Here is a 15082-nt window from a genome sequence, read left to right as displayed (position 1 = left end):
CGTTTATTACTATGATTCTTGTTACATATCCAGATAAGGCTCAATGGGCTGATTTGCTGAAACGTCCGGTTATGAATACCGAGGACTTGTTTGACACGGTACGAAGCGTCATTAATCGAGTGAAGGCCGAAGGCGATCGTGCTGTCCTGGCTTATGAAGAGCAGTTTGACAAAGTGCAACTTGCTTCGCTTGCTGTTTCCGAAGAAGAGTGGGCCGAAGCAGACAGCCTGATTGATGAAGAACTGAAACAGGCCATCCGTTTGGCTAAACAAAACATAGAGACTTTCCATGCTGCGCAACGATTTGAGGGTAAGAAAGTGACAACCAGTGCAGGAGTAACCTGCTGGCAAAAGGCAGTGCCCATTGAAAAGGTTGGTCTTTATATTCCCGGTGGTACGGCTCCCTTGTTTTCTACCGTACTGATGCTGGCTGTGCCGGCCAAGATTGCAGGTTGTGGAGAAATTGTGCTTTGTACCCCTCCGGGACGTGACGGCAAGGTACATCCGGCCGTACTTTTTGCCGCCAAGGTAGCAGGCGTAAGTCGTATCTTCAAGGCTGGTGGAATACAGGCCATTGCTTCTATGGCTTATGGTACGGAGAGTGTGCCACGAGTATACAAAATATTTGGTCCTGGTAATCAGTACGTCACGGCAGCCAAACAGCTGGTCAGCCTGCGCGATGTAGCTATTGATATGCCTGCCGGTCCGTCCGAAGTAGAGGTGCTGGCCGACGAAACAGCCAATCCGGCTTTTGTTGCCGCCGATTTGTTGAGTCAGGCCGAGCATGGAGTAGACAGCCAGGCTATGTTGATTACCACTTCCGAGTCGTTACAGCAAGCCGTCAAGGCCGAAGTAGAGCGACAGCTTGAACTTCTGCCCCGTAAGGAGATTGCCAGCAAGTCGCTTGCCAACAGTAAGCTGATTGTGGTACGCAGTCTGGACGAAGCCATCGAACTGACCAATGCCTATGCCCCCGAGCACCTGATTGTAGAGACGGCCGATTATCTGTCGGTTGCCGAGCGGGTGGTGAATGCCGGTTCCGTATTTCTTGGTCACCTTTCTCCCGAGAGTGCGGGCGATTATGCTTCGGGTACCAATCACACGTTGCCTACCAATGGCTATGCCAAGGCTTATAGCGGGGTGAGCCTCGACAGTTTTATCCGTAAGATTACTTTCCAGGAGATTCAGCCGGAAGGCATTCGCCATATCGGTCCGGCCATTGAAGTCATGGCAGCCAATGAGCATTTGGATGCACATAAGAATGCGATAACCGTGAGATTGAAAGCCTTACAATAACTTAAAACGACTAATCATGAAAACAATACAGGAACTGACCCGTCCGAACATTTGGCGCTTGAAGCCTTATTCTTCGGCACGCGATGAATATAAGGGAGTAGAGGCTTCTGTTTTTTTGGATGCCAATGAGAATCCCTATAACGGTCCTCACAACCGTTATCCAGATCCTTTGCAATGCGAACTGAAAAACGAATTAGCTAAAGTAAAGAAAGTTGGCGCCGATCATATCTTTCTGGGGAATGGCAGTGACGAAGCTATCGACTTGGTATTCCGTGCCTTTTGCGAGCCCCGTATAGACAACGTTGTGGCGATCGACCCAACTTACGGCATGTATCAGGTATGTGCTGAGGTCAACGATGTAGAGTATCGGAAGGTGTTGCTGGATGAACAATTCTGCTTTTCGGCCGACAAGCTGCTGGCTGCTGCCGACGAGCACACGAAAGTTATCTTTCTATGTTCTCCCAACAATCCTACAGGCAATGATTTGCCGCGTGCAGAAATAGAAAAGCTGCTTTCGTCTTTTCAGGGGCTGGTCGTTTTGGATGAGGCCTACAACGACTTTTCCGAAGTGCCATCTTTCCTTGCCGACCTGGAGAAATATCCCAATCTTATTGTCCTGCAGACGTTCTCCAAAGCCTGGGGATGTGCGGCTATCCGACTCGGAATGGCTTTCGCTTCTCCTCAGATTATTGCCGTGTTCAACAAGATAAAGTATCCATATAATGTCAACCTCCTGACACAGAAACAGGCCATTGAGATGCTGCACCGTTATTACGAAGTAGAGCGTTGGGTGCGGACCTTGAAAGAAGAACGTGGATACCTGGAGGCAGCGTTTGCCAAGTTGCCTTGTACGGTCAAGATGTATCCGTCGAATGCCAACTTCTTCTTGGTGCGGGTGACAGATGCCGTCAAGATATACAATTATCTGGTAGGGCAGGGCATCATCGTGCGCAACCGTCATTCGGTGACGTTGTGCGGAAACTGTCTGCGCGTGACGGTCGGCACCCGGATTGAGAATAACAAACTGATAGAAGCATTGAAAAACTTTTCGTGAGCAGATGATGAAAAAAGTTCTTTTTATTGACCGCGACGGTACGCTGGTTATCGAGCCGCCAGTCGATTATCAGCTGGATTCGTTGGAGAAGCTGGAGTTTTACCCCAAGGTGATGCGCAATTTGGGTTTCATACGCAGTAAGCTTGACTTTGAGTTTGTCATGGTGACCAATCAGGATGGACTGGGCACCGCTTCGTTTCCTGAAGAGACTTTCTGGCCGGCTCATAACCTGATGATGAAAACGCTAGCTGGCGAAGGTATCACGTTCGATGAAGTCTGCATTGACCGAAGTATGCCTGCCGACAATGCACCCACCCGGAAGCCGCGTACAGGGATGTTGGAAAAGTATCTTCACAATCCAGAATACGACTTGGCGAACAGTTTTGTGATAGGCGATCGTCCGACCGATGTGGAATTGGCTAAGAATCTGGGTTGCCGTGCTATATTTTTGAACGACAACGTACAACTCTTGAAGCCTGTAGCAGAAGGCGGACAGGCTGCTTGCGAAGGACTTCTGCAAGTGTGTGCATTGGCCACGACAGACTGGGATAAGGTTGCCGAGTTCCTCTTTGCCGGCGAACGCAGGGCAGAAGTCCGCCGTACGACGAAAGAGACCGATATCTATGTGGCAGTCAACCTGGACGGTGACGGAAAGTGTGATATTGATACCGGCTTGGGCTTCTTCGACCACATGCTGGAGCAGATAGGCAAGCATGGAGGAATGGATTTGACCATTCGTGTGAAAGGCGACCTGGAAGTAGACGAACACCACACCATTGAGGATACGGCACTGGCTTTGGGCGAATGTCTGTATCAGGCTTTGGGCAGCAAACGGGGAATTGAACGTTACGGTTATGCTTTGCCGATGGACGATTGTTTGTGTCAGGTTTGCTTGGACTTTGGCGGACGCCCCTGGCTGGTTTGGGATGCTGAGTTTCGCCGTGAAAAGATAGGCGAGATGCCTACGGAAATGTTTCTTCACTTCTTCAAGTCGTTGAGCGATGCTGCCCGCATGAACCTGAACATCAAAGCCGAAGGACAGAACGAACATCACAAGATAGAAGGCATCTTTAAGGCATTGGCCCGTGCGCTGAAGATGGCTGTGAAGCGTGATATTTATCATTTCGAATTGCCCAGTTCGAAAGGCGTACTATAGGAATACAGGCGCTGTGAGCCACACTTGTGTTGCTCATGAGCCGTGCAAGTGTCTCTCGCGAGCCGTACAAGTGTCTCTCATGAGCCATGCAAGTGTCGCTCAACAGCGGTTATAGTAGTGTTATCTTAAAACACAATTGGCACAAACTGACGCAAACAATTTCTATTGAATATTTACGTCAGCTTGTGCCAATTTACATTTCAGGACGTTCCTGACAGCGTGCCTGTTACAGCTTTATTTCTGCTACGCCTACCAGGTCATCTTTCAACACGATGCGCAGGTCACTTGCGGTACTTCCCTTGAATTGGTAGGTGATTGCTTTCCCGTATTCGCTTACGGTGCCCGAGTATACTGTGAGGAATTGTCCGCCTCCGCCTGACAGCTGTATTTCAAATTCGGCTGGTAGGTTGTTTTCGCGGACAAATGTAATATCCACTTTCTCTACGTGCGGCGAATTGTCCAGCGACAGGGTGATGTAATCTCCCTTATTCCCTTGCCACGAAGTTTCAGCTTTGCCGTCTAGTACCAGGCTTGTGCTTTCCGGATTGGTACTGGCCGTGACGGGGCTTTGCGTTTTTTGTGCTTCGATGGCTTGCAGGCGGGTTGCGTATTCTTCTACCTGAAGCATTCCGCTCAGGCGGATGTCTTCGGATGAGGCTCCTGCCATGATGCTGAATTCGCCCGGTTCTACTACCCACTTCATGTCAGCATTCAACAGTTCAAAGTGCTTACGGTCGAGGGTGAATGTAACCGTTTGTGTTTCGCCCGGACGGAGGTGGATGCGTTCGAATCCGGCCAGATTCTTCTCGTAAGTAGTAACAGAACTGATGACATCGCGCGTATAGAGCTGTACTACCTCGTCGCCGGCTCTTTTTCCGGTATTGGTCACTTTAAGACTTACTTGTACGCGTTCGTTGGGAGTAATGACCTTCGGTGAGATTTCGAGGTCGGAATACTCGAATGTCGTATAGCTCAGACCATAACCAAAGGGGTAGAGGGCACCGTTTACACGGGTCATGTTGCCGTCCAGTCCCATGTTCTGTCCGCCGTCAACCTGTGACGAAGGTTTGCAGGGGAAGTTGAAAGGTATCTGTCCGACGCTTTTGGGGAAGGTTACAGTCAGCTTGCCTCCCGGATTGTAGTCACCGAACAGGATGTCGGCCAATGCTGTTCCTCCCTTGGAACCGGGGTACCATGCTTCGAGGATGGCCGGTACGAACTCGTCGGCCCAGTTGATAGAGAGCGGACGCCCGTTGATCAGAATCAGTACGACGGGTTTGCCTGTTGCCTGTACGGCCTGAAGCAGTTGCAATTGACGTCCCGGCAGGTCGAGGCTGCTGCGCGACTTGTTTTCTCCACAAGTCCGTTGGCCACCGCCTAATACAACGACGGCCACGTCCGACTGGCGTGCATTCTCGACGGCACGGTCTATTTCGGCTTGTTCCTCTGCTGTCAGCGGATAGTCTATCAGTTCGCTTTCCGGCCAGTGGGCATCTACCAGTTCGCAACCTTTGGTATAGACTACTTCGGCACGGCCTTTTACCTTGGCCTGTATGCCTTCGAGTACGGTGGTCACGTCTACTGCCAGCGGGCCGTAATGAGTCAGGGCATATCCTTCTTCATCCGCATTCGGACCACATACGGCGATACGCTTTACCTGGTTGATGTCGAGCGGCAGCAGTTCCGATTCGTTCTTCAGCAATACGATGCTTTCGCGTGAGGCCTGAAGAGCTACTGCTTCATTTTCGGCTTTTTCCACTTCTTTGTCGGCACCGGCCAGGTCGGTCTGATAAGGAGAATCGAACAAACCTACCAGGAATTTTACCCGCAGGATGTCGCGTACACGGTCGTTGATCAGTTCTTCACTCAGTCCGCCTTCTTTTACCAGTTCGCGCAAGGGGTATACGAACGATTCGGGTGAACGGAACGTGCAGCGTACATTCAGTCCGGCTTCTACGCTCTGGCGTACAGCTTCTTTCATATCTTTGGCAGTGCCGTGCTTGGTATAAAGGTACTCTACGGCATCACTGTCGGACACGACGTATCCGCGGAAACCCATTTCACCACGCAGGCGGGTAGTCAGCCAGTAGTAGCTGCCTTGTATGGGGAAACCGTCGTAGTCGTTGTACGAACTCATGATGCCCAGCATGCCTGCTTCTTGAATGACACGGCGGAAGGGGTATACGTGAACATTTTCTACTTCGCGTGGCGACATTTGCGGGTCAACACGTGCCATGCCTTCGCGTGCACCTTTATTGTTGCTGTATGCTACGAAGTGTTTTCCTGTAGAAGTTACTTGGTGGTTATGCTGTAACCCTCGTACCATTTCGATACCCAGTTCAGCTACCAGATAAGGTGATTCGCCATAAACTTCTTCGTAGCGTCCCCATCTTTGGTCGCGACCCACGTCGAGGATGGGAGCGTATACATTAGTGTAGCCCAGCATGCGTGCTTCACGGCCGGTGATGAGTCCTACCTGATGAATCAGTTTGCGGTTCCAAGTATGTCCCAAACCTAACTGAGTGGGGAAGTTAGTGGCCCGGAAACTTTCGATTCCGCGGATGCCTTCGTTGGTGAAGTCGGTGGGGATGCCCAGGCGTGTTTCTTCTACAAAGAAACGTTGTACTTCGTTCAGTGCCCAGGCGTGTCGTGAAGCAGGCCATACATAAGGATTGTCCGAGGGTGGAAGACCCCATTGCTGAAAACCGTTGAGGTGTTCGTCGATGGCACCGATACCGTCTTTCCAAAGCGATTGTTTCCATTCGGCTGTAGGCAGATCGTCCTTCAATACCCGTTTGTAACCGTAGAGGGTTACCATCTGGCAAGTTTTCTCTTCCAGTGTCATCTGGCCGAGCAGGTTTTCAATGCGGGCTTCGACAGGGGCGGAGGGATCTTCATATACGTCTTTTACACCGTTCTTGTTGAAGTCGATCCAACCTTTATGGTACATTTCGCTTTTCGACGGTTTGTATGTTTCAGGGATGCGGGGCACAGTTTGTCCCGATAAAAAGGTGCTGCCGCTTAGTAGCAAGGTAGCAATGAATAGCTTGTTCATGGTCCTTTTTCTGTTTTAAGGTTAGTTAATAAATAAAAGCACTGCAAAAATAGTGGATAGATCGGTCTGAAAGTGGTAAAAATATACATTTTGTGTCTCTTATTATTCAATAGAAGGTAAGGTTACAGTTTTTTCCTGCTAAATAGGTGAAAGATGTATGGCTTTTCGAAAATTATTCCTATCTTTGCCGTTCGAACGCTGAAAAGCATGAAAAAGTCATGGGGTTGACTGGATTTGACAGCGGGCAGAAATGGTAAGTAAGCATGCAGTGCGTCGTCGATTGGCACTTAAATCTCAGTCTTCAAAATTTTATCTGGCGAAAACAATTACGCTCTCGCTGCTTAATCGAAGTACAGTAGATTGAAGCTTAATCCCGGTACAAGGTACTGGGACGGGACATCACTCGGAAGCTGTTGCTCCGAAGCATTCCGGTCAAGTGGTGCAGCTACATCGGGGATAGTTTGCGGTGGCCTCGCACTGTAAATGAAGTTTTAGAGGATAAGGCAGCGGTTGATGGCTTTGGTTCTGCCGTTGCACGAAAATTTAGGCAAAGATAAGCATGTAGAAAGCTTATGATTTCCTCGTTTGGACGAGGGTTCGATTCCCTCCAGCTCCACATGAATAAAAAAAGTCGCTGATTTCTCAGCGGCTTTTTTTATTGAGGAAGTAGTTATTTCTTTAGCAGAACTAGTGTTAAGTGGTTGGAAAGTAAAAAGGTTGCTTTGGTAAAAAGTGGTGTGTTTCTTGATCAGTATATTATTTCCTCAAGTTATAGTATAACAGTTTAGTCGGTTATATTCTTTAAGACATGCGATATTGTTTCGGTGAAATGCCAGTTATACGTTTGAAGTATTTGCCGAAAAACGTTTGTGTTGGAAAGTTTAATTTATAGGCGATTTCCTGAATGGTTAGGTTGGTATGTTTTAACATCGTTTTGGCTTCAAGGATTACAGATTCTTCAATCCATTCTGTTGCAGTTCTGCCACTGTATTCTTTTACTCTACACGAAAGATAGTTTGGGGTAAGGTTTAGTCTTTGTGCAAAGAATGACAAAGAGTGTTTGGTGCCATTAAATAGATTGAGTTCTTTAATAAAATCTTCAAATACAATTTCACATCGTTCGGGTATTTTTCTTGTGTACTCCTTTTCTTTTAGTTTCTTGATAAGTATATCATATATCTTATATAAAAAAGAACTTGTTACCCCGATAGTCATACGGTCTTTGTAGGTTGTTTCCGATTGCAGTATGCTCTCCATTAAATAATAGTACTTTTCTAATATATGAATATCTTCATATTGTAAGTCTAATACAGGCGAAGTTTTGGCTGCCATATACAGGTTCATCAGATCTTTGGTTTCAAAATGTATCTTTTGTATGAATTCTGATGATATAATAAATGGATATACAATCAGATTTTCACAAGAATTGATCTGAATAATGTTTTCAGGAACATGAAGGGCTAAAGTTCCGCTTTTTAGAACATATTTCTTTAGGTTTATCTGAACTTCTGCCTTACCACTGACACAAAAAATGGCAGCGAATGCATCCATTCGGCTTGGATGTTTGAATAGCGTATCGTCAAAACCAAGGTTAGCAGATAACAATATGTCAGATTTTAATCTGTTTTGGGCAAGCTTTTTATTATCAAGCTGCTGAATTGATATAGACTCTATCTTTTTCATCTTTACTCGTTTTTTTGAAACAAATGTATTTTATAAATTCCTATTATGCAACTTTGTTGATTAATAGGGACAATTCTATCTTTAATATGACCTTTTTCTATGATTTCTTATATCCGATATTTGCAGACGAAAAAATATGGATAGGACTATTAATCTGAGTATTAATTAAAAATAATGAATATCGAAGATGAAGAAAATGTGTTTAGTACCATTCCTGGCTATACCGATGTTTTTAATAGGGTGCCAGGAAAACTCAGCTAATCAGGCTGTTAATAGAAAGGTTACGAAGGTGAATTTTATGCAAGTAACAAGCATTCCATTATCTATGGATAAGAGGTATTCGGGTACGGTTGAAGAATCAAATGGAACTTCTTTAAGTTTCTCCGTATTGGGTACAATAGACAGGATATATGTGAAAACTGGCGATCGTGTAGTAAAAGGACAAATTATAGCTTCTATAGATACAACAACCTTTAAGAGTAGCTATAATGTGGCAAAAGCTTCTTTATGTCAGGCACAAGATGCTTATAATAGGCTAAAGGTTCTGTATGAAGAGAATAGTTTGCCCGAAATAAAATGGGTAGATGTACAAAGCAAACTTCAGCAGGCACAAGCAATGGAAGAAATGGCTGAGAAAAAATTAAATGACTGTTTCCTTAAAGCTCCATTTAGTGGAGTTATTGCAGATAAAAAAGTGGAAATAGGACAAAATGTAGCTCCGGGAGTGCCGGTTGCAGAATTAGTGTCTATGCAGCAAGTTAAAATAAAGGTGTTTGTACCGGAAAGTGATATTAACGATATACAGATAGGTAACAAGGCGACAGTCATTATTTCTGCTGCAGATGATATGTGTTTTGAAGGTTATGTTGTCGAGAAAGGAATTGTAGCAAATTCTTTGTCCCGTTCGTATGAAGTAAAAATAATGGTAGAAAATATAAATAATCAGCTTTTGCCCGGAATGGTGACGGATGTTTTTGTGATGGGCGAAAAATGTAAAACAGCCATTGTACTTCCAGCCAACGTTATTCAAATAGATGAGCACAATAAAACTTTTGTATGGGTAAACCAGAATGGTATGGCAATAAAAAGATTTGTGACTTGTGGAAAATATATCGCTGATGGTATTGTGATTGAATCTGGGCTACAAACTGGTGATGAAATAGTAGTATCCGGTCAACATAAGGTGTGTGAAGGTACTGTTATATCATTATAAGAATTTATGGAATAAAAACTCTCACAAAGATGAAACGAAAAAAAAGAAATGCAGTAGAATGGGCCATGCACTACCGTCAGATTATAATTCTGGTAGTATGTTGTTTAGTTGCATTAGGTATATACAGCCTTCCTGAAATGCGGAAGAATGAATTTCCTGATTTTACTGTCCGTCAGGGCTTAGTTGTGGCAGTAGCACCAGGCAATACCTCAGAGGAAATGGTAGAACAGGTGACGAAGCCCCTTGAAAATTATATTTTCAGTTATAAAGAAGTAAAAAAGGAAAAGAGTTTTTCGACTAACCGGGATGGCATAACATATATTCAGGTGGAACTCAATGATGAGGTGAATAATAAGGATGAATTCTGGAGCAAATTTAAGCATGGCATATCAGGCTTTAAATCACAACTTCCTGCTAATGTTTTAGCAATTCAAGTATTAGATGACTTTGGAGATACTTCTGCTTTGCTAATAACCATGGAAAGTCAGGATAAAACTTATCGTGAGCTGAAAGACTATATGGATGATTTGCAAGACAGATTGCGTAAAGTGAAAAGTGTAGGCCGTATGACTGTATATGGTATGCAGAAAGAACAGATCTCGGTGGTACTTAATCAGGATAAGTTGGCCAAATATGTCGTAGGCTCGGCACTCGGCGCCTTGCCGCATTTCTGCGGTAGGTTTCCGAGAGCCTGCCCCCGAACCGTGCTTACATGTCTCCATGTACACGGCTCTCCGTTATAATTCAACTTAGTGTTATACATTGCCATGTATTTTAGCATTACATTCTGGACAGACTGCCAATGTTTTACGGTGCATTTTGAGCATGATGCGTTCCCATTCGTTCTTGCCTGTCAAGTCTTTCAAGGCACGAACATGGTGCATCACCGTTTTGCCATGCGCTCCGCATACCTCGCACTGTTCCGCCTTTAGTCTCTCAACAAGACTTGAGGCTGGCAGAAAATTGGTGTTTGGCATTATGTCGCATTTAGCATCACATTGAGCGTCTTTTCTCTTGAAACCCTCATTAAAGAACACACGGCATTTGCATTGCCCTTTTGCATCCGTGTAACTGATTACAAAGTCTTTGTCTTTCGAGTATTTCTTTTTAATCTTCCGTACACTGCTGCTTTGCTTTTTGGCGATGCTTTTGTACATACTGTATTCCATAATATAACCGAACCTTTTGCAAAGAGTAGATACATTGTTCGCTATCGAGTAATAATTGTAGAATCCTCTTATCTCCTTATTGAATTGGGCTACAATATCCTCCGGTTTGCAGTTCATCATATAACTGCGTGCCTTTGGCTTCCAATCCTCCTTGCCATTGGTTTGTATAACCCTCATGGCTTTGTAGTCAATCAACTTGTTCTTGACCACCTCTCTCGGGAGTAGAAGCACAACCTTGCGGTTGAACATTCTTTTGAGCACTCCATTCTTATCTCTCTTGGTGGCTTTGGAGTTGCGTACGGTTATTTCATATCCCAGAAATTTAGCTTTTTCTTGTGCTTGGGTTATAAGCGTTTTCTCTGCCGACAGTTCAAGTTTTAGCTTATCTTTCATGAATTGTGTGATATTCGCTTTGATTTGCCCACATTCTTCATGGCTGCCGACAACCCCAATCAAGAAATCGTCTGCGTATCTGACATATTTCAACCGTCTGTACTCTTCATCCATTTCCATGACACAAGGCATTTGTTGCATCTGTCGGTAATACCCTTTGATTTTATCAATAAGGTCTTTCCGTACCTTTGTATCGGTTTCGGATTTCAGTTTCTTTTCCAGCTTGTTCTTACGGTCTTTAATCCGACGGTAATCCTTATCCAATCTTCTGCTTGCGCCTTTATTGAAAGATTGGGCGTATTCCTCCATGTACTTGTCGAACTTGTCAAGGTAAATATTAGCCAGTATGGGACTAATGATGCCGCCTTGCGGAGTTCCACTGTACGTGTGTCTGTATTTCCAATTTTCAATATACCCAGCGTTCAGAAATTTACGGATGAGCCTTATGAACCTCTCGTCCGCTATGCGTTCTTCGAGTATGCCAATCAGAACGTTATGGTCTATGTTGTCGAAGAAGCCTTTTATGTCCCCCTCTATAAACCATTTTGTTCCGAGAAACGTATCTTGAATTTGGTTTAATGCAGTCTGGCAACTCCTACGTGGTCTGAATCCATGTGAGGTATTTTCAAAACTTCCCTCGTATATGGCTTCCAGTATCATGTGTACCACTTCCTGCACCAACTTGTCTTCAAAAGACGGGATGCCCAACGGGCGTTTCTTTCCGTTCTTCTTAGGGATATAGACCCTTTTGGCTGGGTTGGGTTTGTAACTTTCGTCTCTAAGCTTGGAGATTAGATTTTCTATTCTCTGAATGCTCATTTCGTCAACTGTCTTGCCGTCTGTCCCAGCGGTCATATTGCCCTGTTTGGCATAGATTCGCTGGTAGGCGGTATAGAACATCTGTTCATTGAATAGAATACGATACAACCGTTCGAACTTATAGCCCGATACATTGCTGTGTTTCACTAAGTTGTTCAATACATTCTTTGGATTTCTCATAATGTCTCTCACATTTTCCTTTGATTATATTGATTATATAACTGCTTCCCTTCGCCATGTGCAGGGCATTACCCTGCTCGGACTACTACGGAAGCTCCGTTGCCATGCCGAATATTCAAGAACGACTTCTATAGCCTTTCGGCGTTTCGGTTTAGGCAATCCCCATTTAGCGGGTGTAATAACAAGCATGACAGACTGTCGGATGCAACGTTCGTCCGTTAATCTGCTTATTGCAGACGTGTCGCAGTCAGTTCTTTGCCCCATACAACCTAAACACTTGCTGGGGTACATGCGATATGGCGTTGGTAACTGCCTTCCGCCACAGCCCTAGTATGTGCCACTGGATTGTTGTTCAACCAGTTCAGGCTTCATCCTCATGTCCGTCTTTCTGTCTTGCCATTCAGTCGCAGCGTGGCAGTTGGCTGACTTATGGCTTCTCCGACATGCTACACTCCCCCTCGGGTTTCCCTCTGGGATAAGTCGGATGACAGTAGGTCTTATTTTCATAGAACTCTACCCTAATCTATTGCTAAATAGATATTTATTACACCGCCTTATGGGCGCACCTTAACGACCAGATGATAGCAGCCAAATTGTTTGCAAAAGGATTCACAACATCAGGAGGAAGAATAAAAGATGATTCATATACTCAACCTATTTATGTAGCAGAATCGTTGAATACAGTTTATGATATTCAGCAACTCATTGTCTATACTGATCCTTTGGGCAACCATATAAGATTGAAAGACATTGCTGATGTAAAAAGAGAGTATGCACCATTTGAAAGTTACATAACCAATAATGGTAAAAAATGTATTTTGCTTAGTGTAGAGATGAAGAAGGGGCAAAATATTGTCAAAATGGGTGAGGAGGTAAATCGAACATTGGATGCATATAAAAGTACTTTGCCATCGGATGTTGGCATTTATAGAATAACAGACCAAAGTGAAGTTGTGGATGATAGCGTACAGAATTTCTTGCGCGAACTGTTGATTGCTATCGTGGCTGTTGTCATTGTGGTTATGTTATTGTTGCCTATGAAAGTGGCTTTGGTCGCAGCTTCTACAATACCTATTACCATATTTATCTCGCTTGGGTTGTTTCATGCGTTTGGTGTGGAACTGAATACTGTGACATTGGCAGCCTTGATTGTAACTTTAGGAATGATTGTAGATAATTCTATTGTAATAATCGATAGTTATTTGGAACGTTTGTCCGAGGGTATGTCTCGTTGGCATGCTTCGATAGAGAGTACGATACATTTCTTTAAATCAATTTTATCGGCTACACTTGCTATCAGCATTACATTCTTTCCGTTTCTGATGATAACAGTTGGATTAGTACATGATTTTCTATTAAGCTTTCCTTGGGCTATCTCTTTGATTTTAGCAATATCACTATTGGTTGCGGTGCTTTTGGTACCTTTCATGCAATTCTATTTTATTCGTAAGCCGATTGCGAAGAAGCAGGGTACTGAAAAACATTTTTCATTTCTTGATACTTTGCAGTCATTTTATGATAAGGTACTTGCATTATGTTTTGCATATCCCAAAACAGTTGTCGCTATCGGAATAATATCTGTTGTGATAGGAAGTGTTATGCTGGCCAGACAACCACAGAGTATGTTGCCTACAGCCGATCGTAATCAGTTTGCTGTGGAAATTTATATGCCGACAGGCACTTCAATCGAGAAAACCGCTATGGTGGCAGACAGTTTGGAACGTATCATTCGGAAAGATGAGAGGGTAGTATCAGTTACTTCGTTTAAGGGATGTAACTCTCCCCGATTCCATTCATCATATGCTCCTCAGATACCAGGAAGTAATTTCGCTCAATTCATAGTGAATACCAAAGGTGTGAAAGAAACTGTCGAAATATTGGATGAACTGGCTCCTAAATATACAAACTATTTTCCTGAGGCTACTATTAAATTTAAGCAATTGATATATAGTATGGCTACTTATCCTATTGAGATAAGGTTAAGTGGTGAAAACCCAGATTCGTTGAAATATTATGCACAACAGATAGTTGCATTGATGAAAAATATGCCTGAGATGCAACATGTACGTACAGACCGTAACGAACCTCTTGCCTGTACAGAGGTTAGGCTTAAGGAAGACGAAGCTTCGCGTTTGGGCATCAGCAACATGGTATTGGAGGGGACATTGGCATTGCGATATGGTAGTGGATTGCCTCTGGCAAATGTGTGGGAAGGAGATTATAATGTCCCCATCGTTGTGAAAAGTACCAAATCCGATAAGTCAACTAATGTAGACTTGATGAATGAGCAAATTCCGGCTTATGGTGGTATGAGTAATGTTCTCTTAAGGCAAGTGGCAGATATTGTTCCTATCTGGAAGGATGGTCAGATTGTACGTAGGAATGGGGTGGATATAGTTACAATACTTGGTGAGCCCTGTAGGGGATACAATACTTTATCTGTCAATGAAAAAGTAGATAAGTTGATTAAAGGTTTGAATTTGCCTTCTACAATTCATGTTGAGTATGGTGGTGAATTGGAAGAGAATCAGGATAACATGCCTACTATCATGGTTGCTCTGCAGATTGCTGCTTTTATGATATTTTTTATCCTGTTAGCTCATTTCCATCGGATAAACATAGCATTATTGATATTTGGCAGTATGGGATTGTGTGTGTTTGGTACTGCTGTCGGATTAAGAATTATGGGGTTGGATTTTGGAGTAACTTGTGTTTTGGGTATCACGAGCCTTATGGGTATTATTGTACGTAATGGAATAATCATGGTCGATTATGCTGAAGAATTAAGAGATAAGGCAGGAATGCGTGTGAAGGATGCCATTTATTATTCAGCATCTCGGCGTATGCGCCCTATTTTTCTGACATCGGCTGCTGCTTCTATGGGAGTTATTCCTATGATTTTGGGAGGAAGTGGACTTTGGATGCCTATGGGGACAGTGATATTTTTCGGAACACTGATTACAATGATATTTCTGTTGACTGTGCTCCCCGTATGCTACTGGATGATATTCAGTGGAAGCAGTGAAAAGAGAAAAAGATTGTTACAGTTTGAAAACCAGTAATAT

General features: G+C 44.1%; 8 protein-coding genes, 1 other RNA gene and 1 pseudogene. 7 read left to right on the top strand and 3 right to left on the bottom strand.

What is annotated here, in order from left to right; all coding sequences use genetic code 11:
* The first annotated feature begins 11 nt into the window (after positions 1-11).
* Genes hisD through hisB form a run of 3 tightly spaced genes read left to right on the top strand, consistent with a single transcriptional unit; the run spans position 12 to position 3505 of the window.
* A complete protein-coding gene (gene hisD, locus BQ5591_RS14760; protein ID WP_022163280.1) occupies positions 12-1295 on the top strand; it encodes a histidinol dehydrogenase in 1284 nt (427 codons plus the stop codon).
* 16 nt (positions 1296-1311) lie between these two features.
* Positions 1312-2349 carry a histidinol-phosphate transaminase gene (gene hisC / locus BQ5591_RS14755; protein ID WP_071149923.1) on the top strand — a complete coding sequence of 346 codons (1038 nt, stop codon included), beginning with the start codon at positions 1312-1314 and terminating at the stop codon, positions 2347-2349.
* Between the two features lie 4 nt (positions 2350-2353).
* Complete coding sequence (gene hisB / locus BQ5591_RS14750; protein WP_022163278.1) at positions 2354-3505, top strand: bifunctional histidinol-phosphatase/imidazoleglycerol-phosphate dehydratase HisB; 1152 nt, start codon at positions 2354-2356, stop codon at positions 3503-3505.
* Positions 3506-3731: 226 nt separating this feature from the next.
* On the opposite strand, the gene BQ5591_RS14745 is transcribed toward hisB, so the two are convergent.
* Positions 3732-6560: a glycoside hydrolase family 3 N-terminal domain-containing protein gene (locus tag BQ5591_RS14745; RefSeq protein WP_071149922.1), complete on the bottom strand. Its 2829-nt coding sequence runs from the start codon at positions 6558-6560 to the stop codon at positions 3732-3734.
* Between the two features lie 220 nt (positions 6561-6780).
* Here BQ5591_RS14745 and ssrA point away from each other — a divergent pair.
* Positions 6781-7179: a transfer-messenger RNA gene (gene ssrA / locus BQ5591_RS14740) on the top strand.
* 182 nt (positions 7180-7361) lie between these two features.
* Here the strand turns inward: ssrA and BQ5591_RS14735 are convergent.
* The gene (locus BQ5591_RS14735; RefSeq protein ID WP_071149921.1) at positions 7362-8243 is read right to left on the bottom strand and encodes a helix-turn-helix domain-containing protein; all 882 of its coding nucleotides are present in this window, start codon (positions 8241-8243) and stop codon (positions 7362-7364) included.
* Positions 8244-8430: 187 nt separating this feature from the next.
* Here BQ5591_RS14735 and BQ5591_RS14730 point away from each other — a divergent pair, with 187 nt between their 5' ends.
* Positions 8431-9456 (top strand): efflux RND transporter periplasmic adaptor subunit, encoded by a 1026-nt coding sequence (locus BQ5591_RS14730; protein ID WP_071149920.1) that lies wholly within the window; start codon positions 8431-8433, stop codon positions 9454-9456.
* A 29-nt stretch (positions 9457-9485) separates the two neighbouring features.
* Positions 9486-10091, top strand: a pseudogene (locus BQ5591_RS14725) (efflux RND transporter permease subunit); the annotation flags it as partial.
* Positions 10092-10211: 120 nt separating this feature from the next.
* Here BQ5591_RS14725 and ltrA read toward each other — a convergent pair.
* Entirely contained in the window at positions 10212-12017 is a 1806-nt protein-coding gene (gene ltrA / locus BQ5591_RS14720) for a group II intron reverse transcriptase/maturase (protein WP_071149918.1), read from the bottom strand.
* A 578-nt stretch (positions 12018-12595) separates the two neighbouring features.
* On the opposite strand from ltrA, the gene BQ5591_RS14715 reads away from it, so the two are divergent.
* A complete protein-coding gene (locus BQ5591_RS14715; protein WP_071149917.1) occupies positions 12596-15079 on the top strand; it encodes an efflux RND transporter permease subunit in 2484 nt (827 codons plus the stop codon).
* Positions 15080-15082 lie beyond the last annotated feature (3 nt).

The sequence above is a fragment of the Bacteroides ndongoniae genome (genome assembly GCF_900108345.1).
GTDB classification, from domain to species: domain Bacteria; phylum Bacteroidota; class Bacteroidia; order Bacteroidales; family Bacteroidaceae; genus Bacteroides; species Bacteroides ndongoniae.
The sequence above is the reverse complement of the archived record's forward strand: the minus strand, read 5'-3'. Positions and strand labels throughout refer to the sequence as shown.

What these genes read in the sequence shown, in the direction of transcription:
- hisD (WP_022163280.1), top strand. Translation starts at nt 12, where the DNA reads ATGATTCTTGTTACATATCCAGATAAGGCTCAATGGGCTGATTTGCTG.
- hisC (WP_071149923.1), top strand. Translation starts at nt 1,312, where the DNA reads ATGAAAACAATACAGGAACTGACCCGTCCGAACATTTGGCGCTTGAAG.
- hisB (WP_022163278.1), top strand. Translation starts at nt 2,354, where the DNA reads ATGATGAAAAAAGTTCTTTTTATTGACCGCGACGGTACGCTGGTTATC.
- BQ5591_RS14745 (WP_071149922.1), bottom strand. Translation starts at nt 6,560, where the DNA reads ATGAACAAGCTATTCATTGCTACCTTGCTACTAAGCGGCAGCACCTTT.
- BQ5591_RS14735 (WP_071149921.1), bottom strand. Translation starts at nt 8,243, where the DNA reads ATGAAAAAGATAGAGTCTATATCAATTCAGCAGCTTGATAATAAAAAG.
- BQ5591_RS14730 (WP_071149920.1), top strand. Translation starts at nt 8,431, where the DNA reads ATGAAGAAAATGTGTTTAGTACCATTCCTGGCTATACCGATGTTTTTA.
- ltrA (WP_071149918.1), bottom strand. Translation starts at nt 12,017, where the DNA reads ATGAGAAATCCAAAGAATGTATTGAACAACTTAGTGAAACACAGCAAT.
- BQ5591_RS14715 (WP_071149917.1), top strand. Translation starts at nt 12,596, where the DNA reads ATGATAGCAGCCAAATTGTTTGCAAAAGGATTCACAACATCAGGAGGA.